The organism is Bradyrhizobium sp. CSS354, assembly GCF_029051725.1.
Classification (GTDB): domain Bacteria; phylum Pseudomonadota; class Alphaproteobacteria; order Rhizobiales; family Xanthobacteraceae; genus Bradyrhizobium.
In genome coordinates this window covers 171,610-186,919 of the sequence record NZ_JAACFU010000010.1, presented here as the reverse complement: position 1 = coordinate 186,919, position 15,310 = coordinate 171,610, and the positions used below count along the sequence as shown (strand labels likewise).

Annotated in this window: 15 protein-coding genes and 1 pseudogene; 6 read left to right on the top strand and 10 right to left on the bottom strand. The window is 64.1% G+C overall.

The genetic code is table 11. The annotated features are described in order from the left end of the window. Positions 1-111: 111 nt before the first annotated feature. The 7 genes from GWG67_RS24840 to GWG67_RS24810 form a co-directional block, all read right to left on the bottom strand. Positions 112-321 carry a hypothetical protein gene (locus tag GWG67_RS24840; protein ID WP_275171975.1) on the bottom strand — a complete coding sequence of 70 codons (210 nt, stop codon included), beginning with the start codon at positions 319-321 and terminating at the stop codon, positions 112-114. A 136-nt stretch (positions 322-457) separates the two neighbouring features. Further along, positions 458-1,462 carry a 4-hydroxythreonine-4-phosphate dehydrogenase PdxA gene (locus GWG67_RS24835; RefSeq protein ID WP_275171974.1) on the bottom strand — a complete coding sequence of 335 codons (1,005 nt, stop codon included), beginning with the start codon at positions 1,460-1,462 and terminating at the stop codon, positions 458-460. Beyond that, positions 1,459-3,009: a tripartite tricarboxylate transporter permease gene (locus GWG67_RS24830; RefSeq protein WP_275171973.1), complete on the bottom strand. Its 1,551-nt coding sequence runs from the start codon at positions 3,007-3,009 to the stop codon at positions 1,459-1,461. The genes GWG67_RS24835 and GWG67_RS24830 overlap by 4 nt, the downstream gene beginning before the upstream one ends. An 11-nt stretch (positions 3,010-3,020) precedes the next feature. Next, complete coding sequence (locus GWG67_RS24825) at positions 3,021-3,503, bottom strand: tripartite tricarboxylate transporter TctB family protein (RefSeq protein WP_275171972.1); 483 nt, start codon at positions 3,501-3,503, stop codon at positions 3,021-3,023. Positions 3,504-3,659: 156 nt separating this feature from the next. Then, complete coding sequence (locus GWG67_RS24820) at positions 3,660-4,652, bottom strand: tripartite tricarboxylate transporter substrate binding protein (RefSeq protein ID WP_275171971.1); 993 nt, start codon at positions 4,650-4,652, stop codon at positions 3,660-3,662. A gap of 47 nt (positions 4,653-4,699) precedes the next feature. Continuing rightward, entirely contained in the window at positions 4,700-5,959 is a 1,260-nt protein-coding gene (locus tag GWG67_RS24815; protein ID WP_275171970.1) for a CaiB/BaiF CoA-transferase family protein, read from the bottom strand. Between the two features lie 9 nt (positions 5,960-5,968). Then, complete coding sequence (locus GWG67_RS24810; protein ID WP_275171969.1) at positions 5,969-6,763, bottom strand: enoyl-CoA hydratase/isomerase family protein; 795 nt, start codon at positions 6,761-6,763, stop codon at positions 5,969-5,971. 117 nt (positions 6,764-6,880) lie between these two features. On the opposite strand from GWG67_RS24810, the gene GWG67_RS24805 reads away from it, so the two are divergent. The 6 genes from GWG67_RS24805 to GWG67_RS24780 all read left to right on the top strand — a co-directional run bounded on the left by GWG67_RS24805 (position 6,881) and on the right by GWG67_RS24780 (position 10,864). Further along, on the top strand, positions 6,881-7,546 hold the full coding sequence (locus GWG67_RS24805) for a GntR family transcriptional regulator (RefSeq protein WP_275171968.1): 666 nt from the start codon (positions 6,881-6,883) through the stop codon (positions 7,544-7,546). Positions 7,547-7,732: 186 nt separating this feature from the next. After that, the gene (locus GWG67_RS24800; RefSeq protein ID WP_275171967.1) at positions 7,733-8,704 is read left to right on the top strand and encodes an MBL fold metallo-hydrolase; all 972 of its coding nucleotides are present in this window, start codon (positions 7,733-7,735) and stop codon (positions 8,702-8,704) included. A 209-nt stretch (positions 8,705-8,913) separates the two neighbouring features. Then, positions 8,914-10,329, top strand: coding sequence for an OFA family MFS transporter (locus GWG67_RS24795; RefSeq protein WP_275171966.1), 1,416 nt, complete (start codon positions 8,914-8,916; stop codon positions 10,327-10,329). Positions 10,330-10,355: 26 nt separating this feature from the next. Beyond that, positions 10,356-10,511 (top strand): hypothetical protein, encoded by a 156-nt coding sequence (locus tag GWG67_RS24790; RefSeq protein WP_275171965.1) that lies wholly within the window; start codon positions 10,356-10,358, stop codon positions 10,509-10,511. A gap of 7 nt (positions 10,512-10,518) precedes the next feature. Further along, positions 10,519-10,644 (top strand): hypothetical protein, encoded by a 126-nt coding sequence (locus tag GWG67_RS24785; protein WP_275171964.1) that lies wholly within the window; start codon positions 10,519-10,521, stop codon positions 10,642-10,644. Positions 10,645-10,654: 10 nt separating this feature from the next. Further along, complete coding sequence (locus tag GWG67_RS24780) at positions 10,655-10,864, top strand: hypothetical protein (RefSeq protein WP_275171963.1); 210 nt, start codon at positions 10,655-10,657, stop codon at positions 10,862-10,864. A 27-nt stretch (positions 10,865-10,891) separates the two neighbouring features. Here the strand turns inward: GWG67_RS24780 and GWG67_RS24775 are convergent, their stop codons facing one another. The 3 genes and pseudogenes from GWG67_RS24775 to GWG67_RS24765 all read right to left on the bottom strand — a co-directional run bounded on the left by GWG67_RS24775 (position 10,892) and on the right by GWG67_RS24765 (position 15,209). Continuing rightward, positions 10,892-11,785, bottom strand: a complete 894-nt coding sequence (locus tag GWG67_RS24775; protein ID WP_275171962.1) for a LysR family transcriptional regulator — start codon at positions 11,783-11,785, stop codon at positions 10,892-10,894. Between the two features lie 72 nt (positions 11,786-11,857). Beyond that, a pseudogene (locus tag GWG67_RS24770) lies at positions 11,858-12,007 on the bottom strand (haloacid dehalogenase type II); the annotation flags it as partial. 52 nt (positions 12,008-12,059) lie between these two features. Further along, entirely contained in the window at positions 12,060-15,209 is a 3,150-nt protein-coding gene (locus GWG67_RS24765) for an adenylate/guanylate cyclase domain-containing protein (protein WP_275171961.1), read from the bottom strand. Between the last annotated feature and the right edge of the window lie 101 nt (positions 15,210-15,310).

The window sequence follows — 15,310 nt, the reverse complement described above, 5'->3', positions numbered from 1 at the left end:
CACGCACGATCAGAATGATCGCGGCGGACAGAAGGTTCGAAATCGCGAGCAGCGTCCAATTCGGCCTGGCACTTGCGGCCGCGACCCGGCAGACGACCCCTTCCATGAGCCTCAACATTCGTCGTCAGGAAGCCGATCGAGGTAGGCAATCCCGAATTGCGTGAGTTCTTCGGCATCGCTCCCGCGCGCTTTCCATCTCCCTTGCAGATGACGCTCAAGCAGACAGCGACGACTATCCGCGGCATCGACGTGGCGATGCCGGGCGCGGTAAACGGACCAAGCAATATCCACCGCCGTTCGTAGCGGGTCGTCGTCGACCATGTTCCAACTCCGAGATGGAGACGTTCATGCGACGGCAACTCGTTACGAGGACGGAAGTTTCCACTTTTTCCCGGAAAGTCCGAAACTGCGCGGCCACCGCAGACACAAGCAGGCGCCCACCTCCCCGTCGGAGAAATCAGGCGACGCGACGCACGGCCATCTCCGCGGCGAGCAACACCGCGGCGCGGCTGGCACCGACTGATGCAATGCCTTGGCCGGCGATGTCGTAGGCGGTGCCGTGGGCTGGCGTGCAGATCGGGAACGGAAAGCCGCCGAGCAGGGTTACGCCGCGATCAAAGCCCATCAGCTTCATCGCGATCTGGCCCTGGTCGTGATACATCGTCAGCACGGCATCGAAGGCCCCACCCTTGGCGCGCAGGAACACCGTGTCGGCCGGGAACGGCCCCTCGGCGGCAATGCCCTCGCGCTGGCCGGCCGCGACCACGGGCGCAATGACATCGATCTCCTCGCGGCCGAAATTGCCGCCGTCGCCGGCATGCGGATTGAGCCCGGCGACCGCGATGCGCGGCCGGGCGAAGCCGGCATTGCGCATGCAGGCATCAGTCAGCTTGAGCGCGCGATGAATACGTTCGCCGGACAACAGCGCGGCGACGTCCTTGAGCGGGATGTGGGACGTCACGCGGGCGTTCCAGAGCCGGTCCAGCACATTGAATTCGCTTGCGGGAGTTTTGAGTCCGACCACTTCGGCGGAGAACGCGATCTCGTCGTCATACTCGGCCCGAGCCAGCCGCATCGCCTGCTTGTTGAACGGCGTGAAGCAGACGGCATCGACCCGACCGTCGCGGCCGAGTTCGAGCGCATGCTTGTAGTTGGCAAGCGCGAATCTGCCGCCGGCAAGGCTCACAGTTCCCTGCTGGACGTCGCCGGCATCGAGGTGCCCGAGATCCACGAATAGCGTCTCGCCCTTCGCCGCGCGCAGATCGGCTCCCTGCTCCACTGTTGTCAGCTCCGGCTTGACGCCGGCAACGCGCGCGCCCTCGTCGAAGATGCGGCGGTCGCCGATCACGACAATCCGGCTGCAGGCGCGGATATCGTCCTGCACCACGAGCTTTGCGGTCAGCTCCGGGCTGATGCCGGCAGGATCTCCCATTGCCAATGCAATGAGCGGCTTTGCGGTCATATGGTCACCTTCTCACGAGCGGTCTCTTGAGCCGTTGTCTCGGTCGCGGCAGATGCGGGTTTGCGCCAGAGACGCGGCAACTGCAGCACGAGCGGAAGCAGCAACAGCGCGATGCCGGCCACGATCAGGCACGTCACCAGCTTGTTGGCGAAGAATATCCCGAGCGATCCCTTGGACATCAGCATCGACTGCCGGAACGCGTCCTCGGCCTTGTCGCCGATGACGATCGCGAGCACGAGCGGCGCCAGCGGATAGAACAGCTTCTTGAAGAGATAGCCGACGATGCCGAAGCCGAGCATCATGACGACGTCGAGATAGGAGTTCGACACCGAATAGGCGCCGACGACGCAGATGATCACGATCAGCGGCGCGATGATCACGAAGGGAATCCGCATCAAGGCCGCGAACACCGGGACGGTCAGCAGCACCAGCGCGACGGCGACGATGTTGCCGACATACATCGAGGCAATCAGGCCCCAGACAAAGTCCTTCTGGTCGACGAACAGCATCGGTCCGGGATTGAGACCCCAGATCATCAGCCCGCCCATCATGACGGCCGCAGTGGCCGAGCCGGGAATGCCGAGCGAGAGCATGGGCAGAAGCGCGCTGGTGCCGGCCGCATGATCGGCCGTCTCCGGCGAGATGATGCCTTCAACCTCTCCGGTGCCGAAGTATCGGCCACGGCGCGAGAAGCGTCGGGCGATGCCATAGCTCATGAAAGACGCCGCAGTCGGGCCGCCAGGCGTGATGCCCATCCAGCATCCGATCGCAGCGCTGCGCAGCAGCGCAACACTATGCCGCGGCAGGCGGCCGATCGCGCGAAACACCTCGCGCCACTCAATCTTCGACGAGACCGCACGGGCATGGAACTCCTCTTCGACGGCGACGAGCAGCTCGCCGATGCCGAACAGGCCCATCACCGCGACGACGAAGTTGACGCCCTTGACCAGCTCGTCGACACCCATCGTGAGGCGCACGCTGCCGGAGACGGTGTCGATGCCGATAGCCGCGATCGCAAAGCCGATCGCCAGCGCGACGATGGTCTTGATCGGGGCCGCCCCGCCCATGCCGACGAAGCTGGCGAAGGCCAGGAAATAGACCGCAAAATATTCCGCCGGCCCGAAGGCGAGTGCGACCTGCGCCACCCACGATGCGAGGAAGGTGATCAGGATAACGCCGATCAGCGCGCCGAACGCCGCCGAGCCGAAGGCGGTGGCGAGCGCCGTCGTCGGCCGTCCGTCGCGCGCCATCGGATATCCGTCGAAGGTGGTGGCGACAGACGACGGCTCGCCCGGAATGTTGAACAGGATCGAGGTCACGGACCCCCCGAACAACGCGCCCCAATACATGCTGGAGAGCAGGATGATGGCAGAGACCGGCTGCATGCCGAAGGTCAGCGGCAGCAGCAGCGACACCCCGTTCGGAGCACCCAACCCAGGCAGCACGCCGACGAGAATGCCGAGCAGCACGCCGATCACCATCAGCGCCAGATGCGGCAGCGTGATCGCGATGCTGAAGCCGTGCAGGAGTTCCCCAAGATTGTCCATCGACCTCTCCGTCAGAAGCCGAACGCCGCGGCGAGCGCGCCGTGCGGCAAGCTCACCTGGAACATGCGCTCGAACACGACGTAGAGCGCGAGCGCTGTCGCCGCCGCCATGCCAAGCGCGCGCGGCACGGATTGTCGTCTGGGGATCGCCAGCACCGCGAAGATGTACAGGGCCGAGGCGACGTACATCCCGGCCAACGGGATCGCAGCCACGAAAATCGCGGCCGGCACGAACAGGCCGGCAAGCCGGCGCAGCTCGATCGATGTGATGGCAATTGGGACGCTGGCGAGCGTCGCGGCCGGCACGACACCTCGAACCAGGTTGTAGAGGCTCCCGAGTACGATGATGATCCCGGTCAGGAACGGAAACGTCCCGGCCTCCACACCCGCGCTCGACCAGCCGATACCGTTATCGAGGCTGGAGACGACGACGGTCAGACCGAAGCTGCCGGTGAGAACGGCGGTCGCAAGTTCGAGAGCGCGGCGCGATATCATCAGGGGCTCCGGTCAGTCGGCGAGCGGCGGCTGGTCGTGCAGAACGCGCGTGCTTTTCCCAGCCTTCGCCGGGACGACGGCGGAGTTTTTGGCACGAACGCCGAGATGTAGCTGGAAGGCCTGCCCACGTGGTCACCACCCATGCAAGAGTCCCGTCTACTTGACCAACCAGCCCTGCTCGCCCGCGACTTGCTTGACGTGCTCGAGGTCCTCCTTGATGAACTTGTCGAGCTCGGCGCCAGTCAGGAACGTGTCGACCTGGGAGGTTTTCTCGATGTAGTCCTTCCAGTCCGGCGTCGCCTGCACCTTCTTCATCAGGTCAACATAGAACGCGGCCTGGTCCGGCGTGACCTTGCCCGGGAGCCACACTGTCCGCGGCTGCTCGTACTGCTTGATGTCGAGGCCCTGCTCGACGCAGGTCGGAACGTCGCCCCAGCCTTCGGTCGCGGTGACCTTGGCGCCCTGCGGCAGCCGCTTCGGGCTGAAAACGCAAAGCGGCCGTTGCGTTCCACCGCGCCATTGCCCAAGACTTTCGCTGGGGTTGTTGACGTGGGAGTCGAGGTGTCCGCCGGCCAGCTGCACGGCGGTCTCTGCGCCGCTCTTGAAAGGGATGTAGGTCAGCTTGATGTGGCCGGCCTTCTCGATCATGCGGGTCAGCACCTCGTCGGTGTCCTTTGACTGGGCGCCGCCCATCTTGAATTCGCCCGATGCGGCCGCCTTCAGGTAGTCGCCCGCCGTCTTGTAGGGCGCGTCCTGCTTGACCCAGAGCAGGAATTCGTCCTGCGCCATCGCCGCGATCGCAGTGAGATCGGTGTAGTTGAAGGCAACCTTGGAGACGAGCGGCTGCTGCCAGGCATTCGACGTGCCGAAGATCACCTTGTAGGGATCGCCGGCGGACGCCTTGCCGTAGACATAGCCTTCCGCGCCGCTGCCGCCCCCCTTGTTGACGACGACGATCGGCTGCTCCACCAGCTTGTGCTTGGTGATGATGTTCTGCACGGCGCGCGCGAGATTGTCCGTGCCGCCGCCGGGCCCGGCGGTCGCCACGAACTCGATCGGCTTTTGCGGCTGCCAGGCGCTGAGCGCCGGCATCGTACCGGCGAGCACGGTTGCGGCGGCGGAGAGCAGAAGTGTTGACGTCCGACCCATGATTTCCTCCAGCTGATTTTTTGTCACTTGTTGTTTTCGACGTCCGGTCAGGCGACGCGTTCCTCGCGTCTTCCTGATGCCAGGACGATTGCGCCTTCTTGTTCGAGCGCTTCGATCTGCTTCTGGTCGAACCCGTGCTCGACCAGCACCTCGCTTGTATGCTCACCGTAGACCGGCGCGCCCGTGCGGACTTTGCCTGGGGTCTCCGAAAACTTGACCGGCAAGCCGATCGTCTTCACGGGACCGAGCGTGGAATGCTCGACCTCGACGACCATCTCGCGCGCCAGCGTCTGCGGATCGCGAAGCGCCTCCAGCATGTCGTGCACGGGTCCGCACGGCACGCCCTTCTCGTCTAGTGCCGCCAGCCAGTGCGCCCGCGTGCGGGTGCGGAAGCGCGCGCTCAGGACGGCTTCGAGCTCCTTCAGATTGGCCATGCGGTCAGCCCCGTTGATGAAACGCGGATCGGCAGCGAGCTCGCTCGCGCCAAGGGCCTCCAGCATCAACAGCCAGTGCTTCTTGTTGGCGCCGCCGACCACCAGCCAGCCGTCCGAGGCCTCGAAGGCCTGATAGGGCGCGTTGAGCGGATGGGCCGAGCCCATGGCGCGCGGTGCGGTACCCGCAGCCAGCGCGATGGTCGACTGCCAGTAGGTCTGCACCAGCGCGGCCTCATAGAGCGAGGTCTCTACCCACTGCCCTTCGCCGGTCTTGAGACGGTGCGTGTAGGCCGCGAGGATGCCCATGCTCGCCAGCAGGCCGGCGGTGATGTCGGACAGCGGCGGGCCGCATTTCACGGGCGGACCATCGGGACGTTCGCCGGTAAAGCTCATGATGCCGCTCATGGCCTGGGCGACCAGATCGAAGCCGCGGCGGTGCTTGTAGGGTCCGGTGCGGCCGAAGCCCGACAGCGAGCAATAGATCAGCGTTGGATACTGCTTGTGCAGGTCTTCGTAGCCAAAGCCGAGGCGCTCCATGGCGCCCGGCGCAAAGTTCTCGACCAGCACGTCGGCGCCCGCGATCAGCCGCCGCAAGACCTGTTTGCCGCCATCGGTCTTCAGATCGAGCACGATGCCGCGCTTGTTGCGGTTCATCATCAGGAACGAGGCCGCCTCGTCACCGATCTTCGGCGGCACCGAATGGCGGGTGTCGTCACCGTTCGGCGACTTCTCGATCTTGATGACGTCGGCGCCCATGTCGGCCAGCATCAAGGTGCAGGTCGGCCCCGCCATGACATGGGTGAGATCGATGACCTTGAGGCCGGCGAGCGGCCCCGAACGGCGGGAGGTTGATTGCGAGCGATCGCTTTGCATCGGGGCGTCCTATCGGCCGCGCCATTGCGGCGCGCGCTTGGTGAGGAAAGCATCGAGGCCTTCGCGAAAATCCTGGCTCGTGTAGCACATCAGGATGAGGTCTTCGCCCTCGTCCGGCGTCAGCGGCCTTTGCAGGCGCGCCACTGCCTGCTTTGTCGCATTCAGCGTCAGCGGCGCGTGGCTGGCGAGCAATCGGGCAACCTCGTCCGCGCGCCTGTCGAGCGCGGCGAGATCCTCGACGACCTCGCCGAGCAGACCGACACTGGCGGCCTCCGTGGCGTCGACGAGGCGCGCCGTGAAGATCAGATCCTTGACGCGGGCAGCACCGATCAGCGCGGTGAGACGACTGACATTGGACATCGACAGGCAATTGCCGAGCGTGCGGGCAATGGGAAAGCCGATTTTTGCGCTTTGGGTGCCAATGCGGAGGTCACAGGCCGCGGCGATGCCCGCGCCGCCGCCGGTGCAGAACCCGTTGATTGCCGCGATCGTCGGCACGCGGCATTGCTCGAGCGTGGTCAGGACCCGATCGATGCGGTTCTCGTAGTCGATCGCGTCCTGCGGCGACTTGAAATCGCGGAACTGATTGATGTCGGTGCCCGCGGCAAACGCCTTGTCGCCGGCCCCGCGCAGCACCAGCACCTTGATCGCATGATCGTCGTTGATCTCCTCGCAGATCGCGGCAAGCCGCTCGTACATCGCGAAGGTGAAGGCGTTGCGCGCCTGCGGGCGGTTGAAGGTGATGCGCCCGATACCGTCCTGACGCTCGAAAAAGAGGTCTTCCACCCCCACCTGCTGGTCCATTTCCTCATGTCCTTCTGCTTTTCTACATTTTTGAATGCAAAATTGTCGGTTTACAAGCTGGAACTTACCTTAAACCACCTATATCTTCATTTTTGCATTCAAATGGACTTCAGACCCATGCTGCATGAGGACGTCGTCGGCCGCATCCGGGCCATCCTGCTCGACGGAGAGATCCCGCCGGGCGCACGGATTCCCGAGCGCGAGTTGTGCGAACGGCTGCAGATATCGCGCACGCCGCTACGCGAGGCGCTCAAGGTGCTCGCCGCCGAAGGGCTCGTGCAGCTCCTGCCCCACCGCGGCTCGCGCGCGGCGAAACTGACCGACAAGGACATGCGCGACCTGTTCGAGGTCTGCCAGGGCCTCGAGGCGCTCGCCGGCGAGCTCGCCTGCGAACGCATCACCGATGCCGAGATCGACGCGATCGCCGCGGTGCACGCGAACATGGTGCGGCACTATCGCGAGCGCGATCTGATCCAGTACTATCGCGGCAACCGCGCCATTCACGAAGCCATCGTCGCTGCGGCCGGAAACCCGGTGCTGGCGGGGCTGTATACGTCCGTGACTGCGCGCATCCGCCGCGCGCGTTATGTCACGCCGATGACGCCCGAGCGATGGGCGGTCGCCGTGCAGGAGCACGATGCCATCCTGAACGCACTGCAGAGGCGGGACGGCGTCGGCCTCGCCCATATCCTGCGCGCGCATCTGCGCCATAAGCGCGAAGAGGTTTTGCAGGCAGGCTTTGCCGAAACGGAGCGCACTGACTTGGTGCCGAGGATTGCGTGAGACGGCATTCGCGACGAAGAAACTTGCGGTCCCGCTACAACGCGCAGTCAAGAGACACAATCGCGACACAATCATTGACTGCATTCGGCCGTACGATCCGATCGTGCTGACGCGAGGCGATCGGCGCAGGCCGAATGTAACGCGCAAACAATTGCGCAAAACAAAAGACAAAAGCGGAGGAAACGCATGACAATCGATGTCTCACGTCGGTCCTTGTTGGCCCTTGGGGCCGGCCTTGGAGCCAGCGCAATGCTCGGCAGCAGCGCGATGGCGCGCGCTCCCAAGCTCGGCACCCAGACGCCCTACTGGCACCGCTTCGTTCTCGGCGATGCCGAAGTCACCATCGTCTCCGACGGACCGCTTCCGCTCGGCGATCCCTCCGGCACCTTCACCGGCGTTCCCAAGGAAGAGGTGAAGAAGATGCTGGCAGACAATTTCCTGTCGCCGGACAATGTCGTGCTCGAACAGAACTCGCCGATCGTCAACACCGGCGACAAGCTCATCCTGTTCGATACGGGCATGGGCAGCTCGAAGATGTTCGGCGCTACCACTGGGCGGCAACAGAAGAGCATGACCGAGGCCGGCATCAAGCCCGGGGACATCGATGCGGTGGTCTGTTCGCATGCCCATATCGACCACATCGGGGGCATCGTGGACGACGGCGGCAAGCCGCTGTTTCCGAACGCGCAGATCTACATCTCGCAGACCGATTTCGACTTCTGGACCGACGAAGGCAAGCTCGGCAGCGACGCCAAGGATTTCGTCGTTCACGCCCGCAAGAACCTGCTGCCGGTGCGCGACCGCATCGTGTTCTTCAAGGACGGCCAGGAATTCCTGCCAGGCGTGCAGGCGATCGCGGCGCCCGGCCATACCGTCGGCCATACCATCTTCATGGTCTCGTCCGCCGGCAAGTCCTTCGCCTTCATGGGCGACCTCTCGCACCATTCGGTGCTGCTGCTGGAGCGGCCGCGAATGGAATTCTCCTACGACACCGATCCCAAGCAGGCGGCCGAGTCACGCGTCAAGCTGCTGACCATGCTCGCGGCAAACAAGGTGCCGGTGATGTCCTATCACTTCGCCTGGCCGGGCTATGGCCATGTTGCCAAGGCCGGTGAGGGATTCCACTATTATCCCGAACCGATGCAGATGACTCTGTAGATCGTCAAAGTCCGGGCAGCGCCTGCCGCCCGGACTTTTTGCTTCCCGTCTCAAAGCGCCCACTTCGCCTTTGGTATCTAAGATTCCGATTTAATCGGCCAATATTATTCGTTTGTCAAAATCGTCCTCCTGCGTAGCTTACGCAGAGCGGCTATCGCCCGCGGCCGAACGGCCGCCACCAAAAATGGCGAAGCACAAGGAGGATGAAGATGACGACGACGCTCGACGCATCGGGAATGCCTGCACGCTCGCTACTGCGGTTCCTCGATCGCGAGCATACGATCGCAAGGCCGGGCTATAGCCGATGGATGGTGCCGCCCGCGGCGCTTTGCGTGCACCTCTGTATCGGGCAGGCCTACGCCTTCAGCGTCTTCAACCTGCCGATGACCAAGCTGATCGGCGTCACGCAATCGGCGCCCGGCGACTGGAAACTGACCGAGCTCGGCTGGATCTTTTCCATTGCGATGGTGTTCCTCGGACTGTCGGCCGCGGTGTTCGGACGCTGGGTCGAGGAAGGCGGCCCGCGGCGCGCGATGTTCACCGCCGGCGTCGCCTGGGCGAGCGCGTTCCTGATCTCGGCACTCGGCGTCTCTCTGCACAATCTCTGGATCATCTATCTCGGCTACGGCGTCGTCGGCGGCTGTGCACTTGGCATCGGCTACATCTCGCCGGTTTCGACGCTGATGAAGTGGTTTCCTGACCGGCCAGGCATGGCGACGGGGATGGCCATCATGGGCTTTGGCGGCGGCGCACTGATCGCCTCCCCCTTCTCGGTCTGGCTGATGAGCAAGTTCGCCAGCGCGACCGACGTCGGCGCGCTCGGCGCCTTCATCACGCTCGGCTGCGTCTATTTCGTCTTCATGATGGTCGGCTCCGCAATCGTGCGCGTGCCTGCGCCGGGCTGGAAACCGGAAGGTTACGTGCCGCCTACAACCGCGACCAAGCTGATGACCAAGAACGACGTGTTCGTCTATCAGGCGATCAAGACGCCGCAGTTCTGGCTGATCTGGATCGTGCTGTTCTGCAACACCACGGCCGGCATCGGCGTGCTCGGGCAGGCCTCGGCGATGAGCCAGGAGATGTTCCCGGGACATATCACCGCGGTGGCGGCCGCGGGTCTCGTCGGCCTGATGAGCCTGTTCAACATGGGCGGACGCTTCAGCTGGGCTTCGTTGTCCGACTTCATCGGACGCAAGAACACCTATTTCGTCTACATGGTGCTCGGCTTCGCGCTTTACGTCACGGTGCCCTATGCCGGCGCGAGCGGCAATGTCGTGCTGTTCGTGCTGTGCTTCCTGATCATCGTCAGCATGTATGGCGGCGGATTTTCCACGGTGCCGGCCTATCTGCGCGACATGTTCGGCACCCGCTATGTCGGCGCCATCCACGGCATCCTGCTCACCGCATGGTCGATGGCGGGCATCGCCGGGCCGGTGCTGATCAACTACATCCGCGAATACAACGTCACCCACGGCGTGCCGAAGGCGCAGGCCTACAACACCACAATGTACATCATGGCCGGACTGCTCGTGGTCGGCTTCCTCGCCAACCTCTGCGTCCGTGCCGTCGACAAGCGCCATCACATGAAAGACGACAACGCAGGTCTCGAGCCGGCGCGTGCTTGAGCCGCAGCGGAACAGAAGGAGCGACCATGACAACGACATCGCGAAGCGAAGCGTCATTCTCCCAGTTGCTGCTGAGCTGGATCACCTATCGGGTGTCCCAGATGGCGGCGATCAAGCCGTCCCATCGCGCCAGCGAGATCGCTGCCGCCGCCGCGGCGAGCAACAACCCCTCGGGAGCGTGACATTATCATGCATCATGCCCAGACCGTAAAAACCACGCCGCTGCAATTGGCGCTGGCCTGGAGCTTTGCAGGCATCCCCTTGCTTGCGGGTGTCATCCAGACCCTGCTCAACGCGATGAAGCTGTTCCAGTAGGCACGACCCCATGCGCTCGACGGACAGGCCCGCAACGCGCGTCGGCGGCGCGCGGCAATTGATCGCCGATGAGGGCTTTACCTTCTGCATGCTTGCCGCGGTGGTCGCCGCTGCGGTCCTTGCATTCGGCTTCGATGCGACCCCGGACACCGTCGTCGCCATGCTTGCGATCGGCGCGGTGACGGCCGTTGCCGAAACCCGCTTGCACCGCCGGCGCTAGGACCGTCCGGCCGCTGCGAACCTGATGTCAGCGGCCTTTGCGCGCGCTCCGCGCCGGCGTTTCCATCACGCGCCGCGCTTGCTCGGCGGCGAGGTCGCGCATGATCGCGATCGCGCTCTGTACATGGTCGTCCGACTGGTCGACCGAATAGACGACATAGGCCGGCATGGAGAACTTCGGCGCGCCGGCCACCAGGTGCAGGTGCCGCGCCTTCAGCAGCGGTTCGACGATCCGGTGCGCGAAGTAGCCGGAGCCGCCGTTTGCCAGAACATGCTGAAGCCCGAGCCAGCCGATATTGGCAGTCAGCGCGGGTCCTGCGAAATTGGGGAAGACGGCGCTGTGGCGGGCATAGAACTCTGGTCCCCAGTCGACATAGACGTAGCCCTCCTGCAGCTCGGGGTCGCTTTTGGGATTGGTCGAGACCAGCACCAGCTGCTCCTCGATCAGCAGCTCGACTTTCAGGCCGGGCCGGCTTTGCGGCGTATACATCACGCCAATGTCGATGCGACCTTCGACCAGCCCCTGCATCAACTCCGGCTCCAGCGCGCTCTCGGCGCGGATGGAGATTTGCGGATTGGCCTCCTGCATCCGCGGCAGCCAGAGCACCAGAAACTCCTCCCACAGCCCGATGCGGCCGCCAATCACCAACGCCCCGCTAAAGCCCTTGGGAACGCCGACATCATGGCGGGCCTGCTCGACGGTGCGCACCAGGGTCGAGGCGTGGCGCTGGAATTGGCGCCCGGCTGCCGTCAATGCCGCGCCGGCCTTGTTGCGCACGAACAGCGTGCAGCCAAGCAGTTCTTCGAGGCTCTGGATCCGCGTGCTGACCGTGGACTGGCTGACGTGAAGCCGCTCGGCGGCCGTAATGAAATTGCCCGTCGCGACCACCGTCAGGAATGTACGCGCAAGCTCGGTATCCAAGGGCGGCCTCACATCGACATCGTCGATATGAAAGGCGCTCTCTTGAGGGATGTCAAACCGTAGAAAGGCTGCCTAGCACCCGCGCTTGTCGGCGATTCCGCCAAAATCCTTGGCGACGATTTGCCCGTGGCCTCGAAATCGACCTTTCTTGAGCGGACCGTATTCGGTCGGCCGCGCCACGAAGGCGGTCAACCCGATCTTCTGCGCGGCGGCGATATCGCCGATGCCGACCGTCTCGCCGGCCGATGTCCTGATCGACCCTGGGTCTGAGCTATCAGCGCGACCGCTCCTGGAGGGAGCGCAACAGCCTGCTGGCCTCCGGACGATCACCACCGTCCGGCTGACCGACAAAAAATTGCAGTTCGTGATGCAGGAGCGTCCGGGCGCGCTCGGTCTCTCCTTTGGCGGCGAGCAGGCGCGCAAGACCCTCCGCGGCACGCAGGCCAAATCCGTGCTGGCCACGACGCTTGGCAAGCGCGAGCGCCAGCTCGAAGTTCCGCTCGGCCAGCGAAGTGTCGTTGATCTGCGCATGTGCGGCAAATCGCCCTTCGATACGCAGGCATTCAGCCTCATACCAGTAGTTGCCGCCTCGCCCGAAGACGTTACGCGCCTGATCGAGACAACGCCGTGCGTCTGCCAGACGGTCGGCGCGGACATAGGCCTCTGCCAACCAGCAGAGATAAGTGGGCAGCCAATAGACGAGGTGCGCCGTCTGCAGGAAATCGCGCTGCTTCTCAAGCAGATCGATGCCTTCCGTGAGGCGGCCGCTTTCAACGTCGGCCCAACCGAGAAATGTCCGTGCCACCGAGACCCAGAGCGGCAGCTCCCGTCTGATCGCCCCATCGAGCGTCCGCTGGGCGAGCTCCCGCACCGTCGGCACGTCCCGCTCCAGCGTGTAGAGCATGCAGGCGTGGGCATAGGCGTAACCGAGGGTATGGGCATGCGACAATTGCTGCGCGTGTCGAAGTGCCTCTCGGCCGTGCGTGACCGCGTCGGCAACTCGGCCCACCAGCCAGTAGCAGATGCACAGGTTGGACAGGCTCGTGATCTGCACGTCGGTGCCGTATGTCACGGCCGTCGCTCGGTCGGCGGCAGCATCGTAGAGTTTGGCGGCCCGATCGAGATGGACGCACGCCTGCTCGGTCTCCCCGTCGAGCAGCGACGTGCCGAGCAGCCGGTGGCCCACCATCCGATCGGCCCTCGTTCCCTTTTGCTCGGCGAGCGTCAGAAAATCCCGCGCCAGCGTGCCGGCCTCCCGCACGTTGCTTGCAACACGCAAATAAGACCATCTTGCGTACAGCGCCGGAAAGATGCGCGGATCGTTGTCGAGGGCACGGCAGAGCTCGATGGCGCGGCTGCTGACGTCAGCGACCGCATCGGCGCCGAATCCCTGCAGCGCGATCGTGGGCCCGATCAGCGCGATCTGGGCGTTCAGCTCCAGATTGTCCCGTTCAAGTCCCGCCGGAAGCTTCCTGATCTCCTCCAGCGCCATGTTGAGCTCGGCGACCGCTTCCAGATTAGCCGAACGTTGTGCTGCCTGCTGGGCCGCCTTGAGCCGCATCTGTGCCGCGCGGGAGGTGCGCCCGGCCTCGGACAGGTGCTGCGCAAGATAGCCGGGTTCGGTGATGGCAACCTCCGGCAGATGGAGCTCGATCTCCGCAGCCACGCGGTCGTGAAGCTCTCGTCTCTGCCTCTTGAGAAGCGAATAATAGGCAACGTCCCGGACCAGCGCATGCTTGAAGGAGTAGACCTTTTCGTCGTCGTTGCGCTCAAATCCTATCAGCCCAGACGCTCGCAGCCGCTCGAGAGCCGGTTCGAGGCTATCTTGAAGCTCGCCGGCGACGGCAGCAAGAAGCCGATGCGGAAAGCTTCGGCCAATCACCGACGCGAGCTGCGCGACGGCCTTGGCATTGCCGAGGCGCTCGAGACGCAGCATCAGAGAGTCGTAGAGCGCCGACGGCACTTCTGAAGGTCCGCCGGCGCCAGCCGTTCGGACGCCCGGATCGACCTGGCCCGTTTCGAGGGCCGCCGCCGCCAGCTCCTCCACGAACAGCGGCACACCGTCCGATCGCGCCACAATCTGCTGGATCAGCTGACTTGATAGCTGTTTGTCGCGCACGACCGATCCGGCAAGATGGCGGCAGTGCTCATCGTCGAGGCGCTGAAGCACTATACGCAGGATCGTCGGCGACACGTCACCAAGCACGGATGCCCGGCTGGTGAACACTAGGAGATTCCGCGTACCGCCGATCTGGCCGGCAATTCGCTCGACGATCTCGATTGTCGATGGATCGGCCCAGTGAAAATCCTCAATCAGGATCAGGCTGGCTTCGCCGCGCGTTTGCGAGATCAACAGCCGCACCGCCGCATCACGCGTCTTTCGACGCTGCTCCTGCGCGTCGGGAATGATCGCGCCTGACGCCGCCGGCACCGCCAAGCCGAGCATCTGGCCGATCAGCGTCAACTGCTCCTCGTCGCCGCCGGACGTCGCGGCCACGAAATCACGCAGACGCGCTGAATTCGCGTCGGCGTCTCCATCCCTGCCGATGCCGATGCGCTGCTCGAGTGCCCTGATGATCGGGTAAAGCGGCGTGCTCTGATGCGGGGCGGAAGCTTGGATCGCCAGAATCAGGTCGTCGGGCAGCGCGGCCCTTTCGATCAGCTCCAATGCCAGGCGCGATTTTCCGATCCCGGACTCCCCAGTGATCTCCACCGTACGCCCCTGCCCGGTCCGCGCCAGCTCCCACGCTTGCAGCAGCTGCCCCATTTCAGCGACCCTGCCCACCAGGGGCGAGGCATTGCGACGGCGTGCACGATGGCCAGCGCCATCTTCCAACGCCTCGCCCTCGACGAGAAAGACCTCGACTTTTCGCGACAGTCCCTTGAGCGAACACATACCGAGCGATTGCAGGGCGAATTTGCCGCGGAGGAGACGCCTGGTCTCACCGCTGATCACCAGCGAATTGGGCTCGCCCATCTCCAGCAACCGGAATGCAATGTTGGGCGTATCGCCGACGATCTCGGTTGCATCGTGCACGTGACCCAGCCTCGCCTTGCCGATCACCGCTACGCCCGTATGGACCCCGATCCGAACGCGCAGCGGTTCCTGGATCTCCGCGATGGCGCGCTCACTCAGTTCGTGGAGTGCCCGCAACAACACCAGGCCGGCACGGACCGCGCTCTCGGCTTCGTTCTCCGATGCGAGCGGATAGCCGAATTCCGCACGAATGCCGTCGCCGATATAATTGACGACGCTGCCCCCGGCATTAGTGATGCATTGCGAGCTTATCGCCTGGAATTCCAGCAGGATCTCTCGCAAATCCTCTATGTCACAGCGCTCGGACAGGCCTGTTGAGTCGACCACGTCGCAGAACAGAACTGTCAGCTGGCGGCGTTCGGTTGCTCTGTCGTGAGGGTCATCCATCACTCATCCCGGAATTCTGAAGCATGTTGCCCGGTTCGACGTCACGGCTCGAGTTGGCTCCGCTGCCTCTTCGAAAGCGTGACGCAGATTGGCCATTGCCT

Coding starts and splice junctions, on each gene's coding strand:
- GWG67_RS24815 (WP_275171970.1), bottom strand. CDS start 5,959: ATGCAAAGCGATCGCTCGCAATCAACCTCCCGCCGTTCGGGGCCGCTC.
- GWG67_RS24810 (WP_275171969.1), bottom strand. CDS start 6,763: ATGGACCAGCAGGTGGGGGTGGAAGACCTCTTTTTCGAGCGTCAGGAC.
- GWG67_RS24780 (WP_275171963.1), top strand. CDS start 10,655: ATGCGCTCGACGGACAGGCCCGCAACGCGCGTCGGCGGCGCGCGGCAA.
- GWG67_RS24840 (WP_275171975.1), bottom strand. CDS start 321: ATGGTCGACGACGACCCGCTACGAACGGCGGTGGATATTGCTTGGTCC.
- GWG67_RS24820 (WP_275171971.1), bottom strand. CDS start 4,652: ATGGGTCGGACGTCAACACTTCTGCTCTCCGCCGCCGCAACCGTGCTC.
- GWG67_RS24805 (WP_275171968.1), top strand. CDS start 6,881: ATGCTGCATGAGGACGTCGTCGGCCGCATCCGGGCCATCCTGCTCGAC.
- GWG67_RS24790 (WP_275171965.1), top strand. CDS start 10,356: ATGACAACGACATCGCGAAGCGAAGCGTCATTCTCCCAGTTGCTGCTG.
- GWG67_RS24795 (WP_275171966.1), top strand. CDS start 8,914: ATGACGACGACGCTCGACGCATCGGGAATGCCTGCACGCTCGCTACTG.
- GWG67_RS24830 (WP_275171973.1), bottom strand. CDS start 3,009: ATGGACAATCTTGGGGAACTCCTGCACGGCTTCAGCATCGCGATCACG.
- GWG67_RS24765 (WP_275171961.1), bottom strand. CDS start 15,209: ATGGATGACCCTCACGACAGAGCAACCGAACGCCGCCAGCTGACAGTT.
- GWG67_RS24825 (WP_275171972.1), bottom strand. CDS start 3,503: ATGATATCGCGCCGCGCTCTCGAACTTGCGACCGCCGTTCTCACCGGC.
- GWG67_RS24800 (WP_275171967.1), top strand. CDS start 7,733: ATGACAATCGATGTCTCACGTCGGTCCTTGTTGGCCCTTGGGGCCGGC.
- GWG67_RS24835 (WP_275171974.1), bottom strand. CDS start 1,462: ATGACCGCAAAGCCGCTCATTGCATTGGCAATGGGAGATCCTGCCGGC.
- GWG67_RS24785 (WP_275171964.1), top strand. CDS start 10,519: ATGCATCATGCCCAGACCGTAAAAACCACGCCGCTGCAATTGGCGCTG.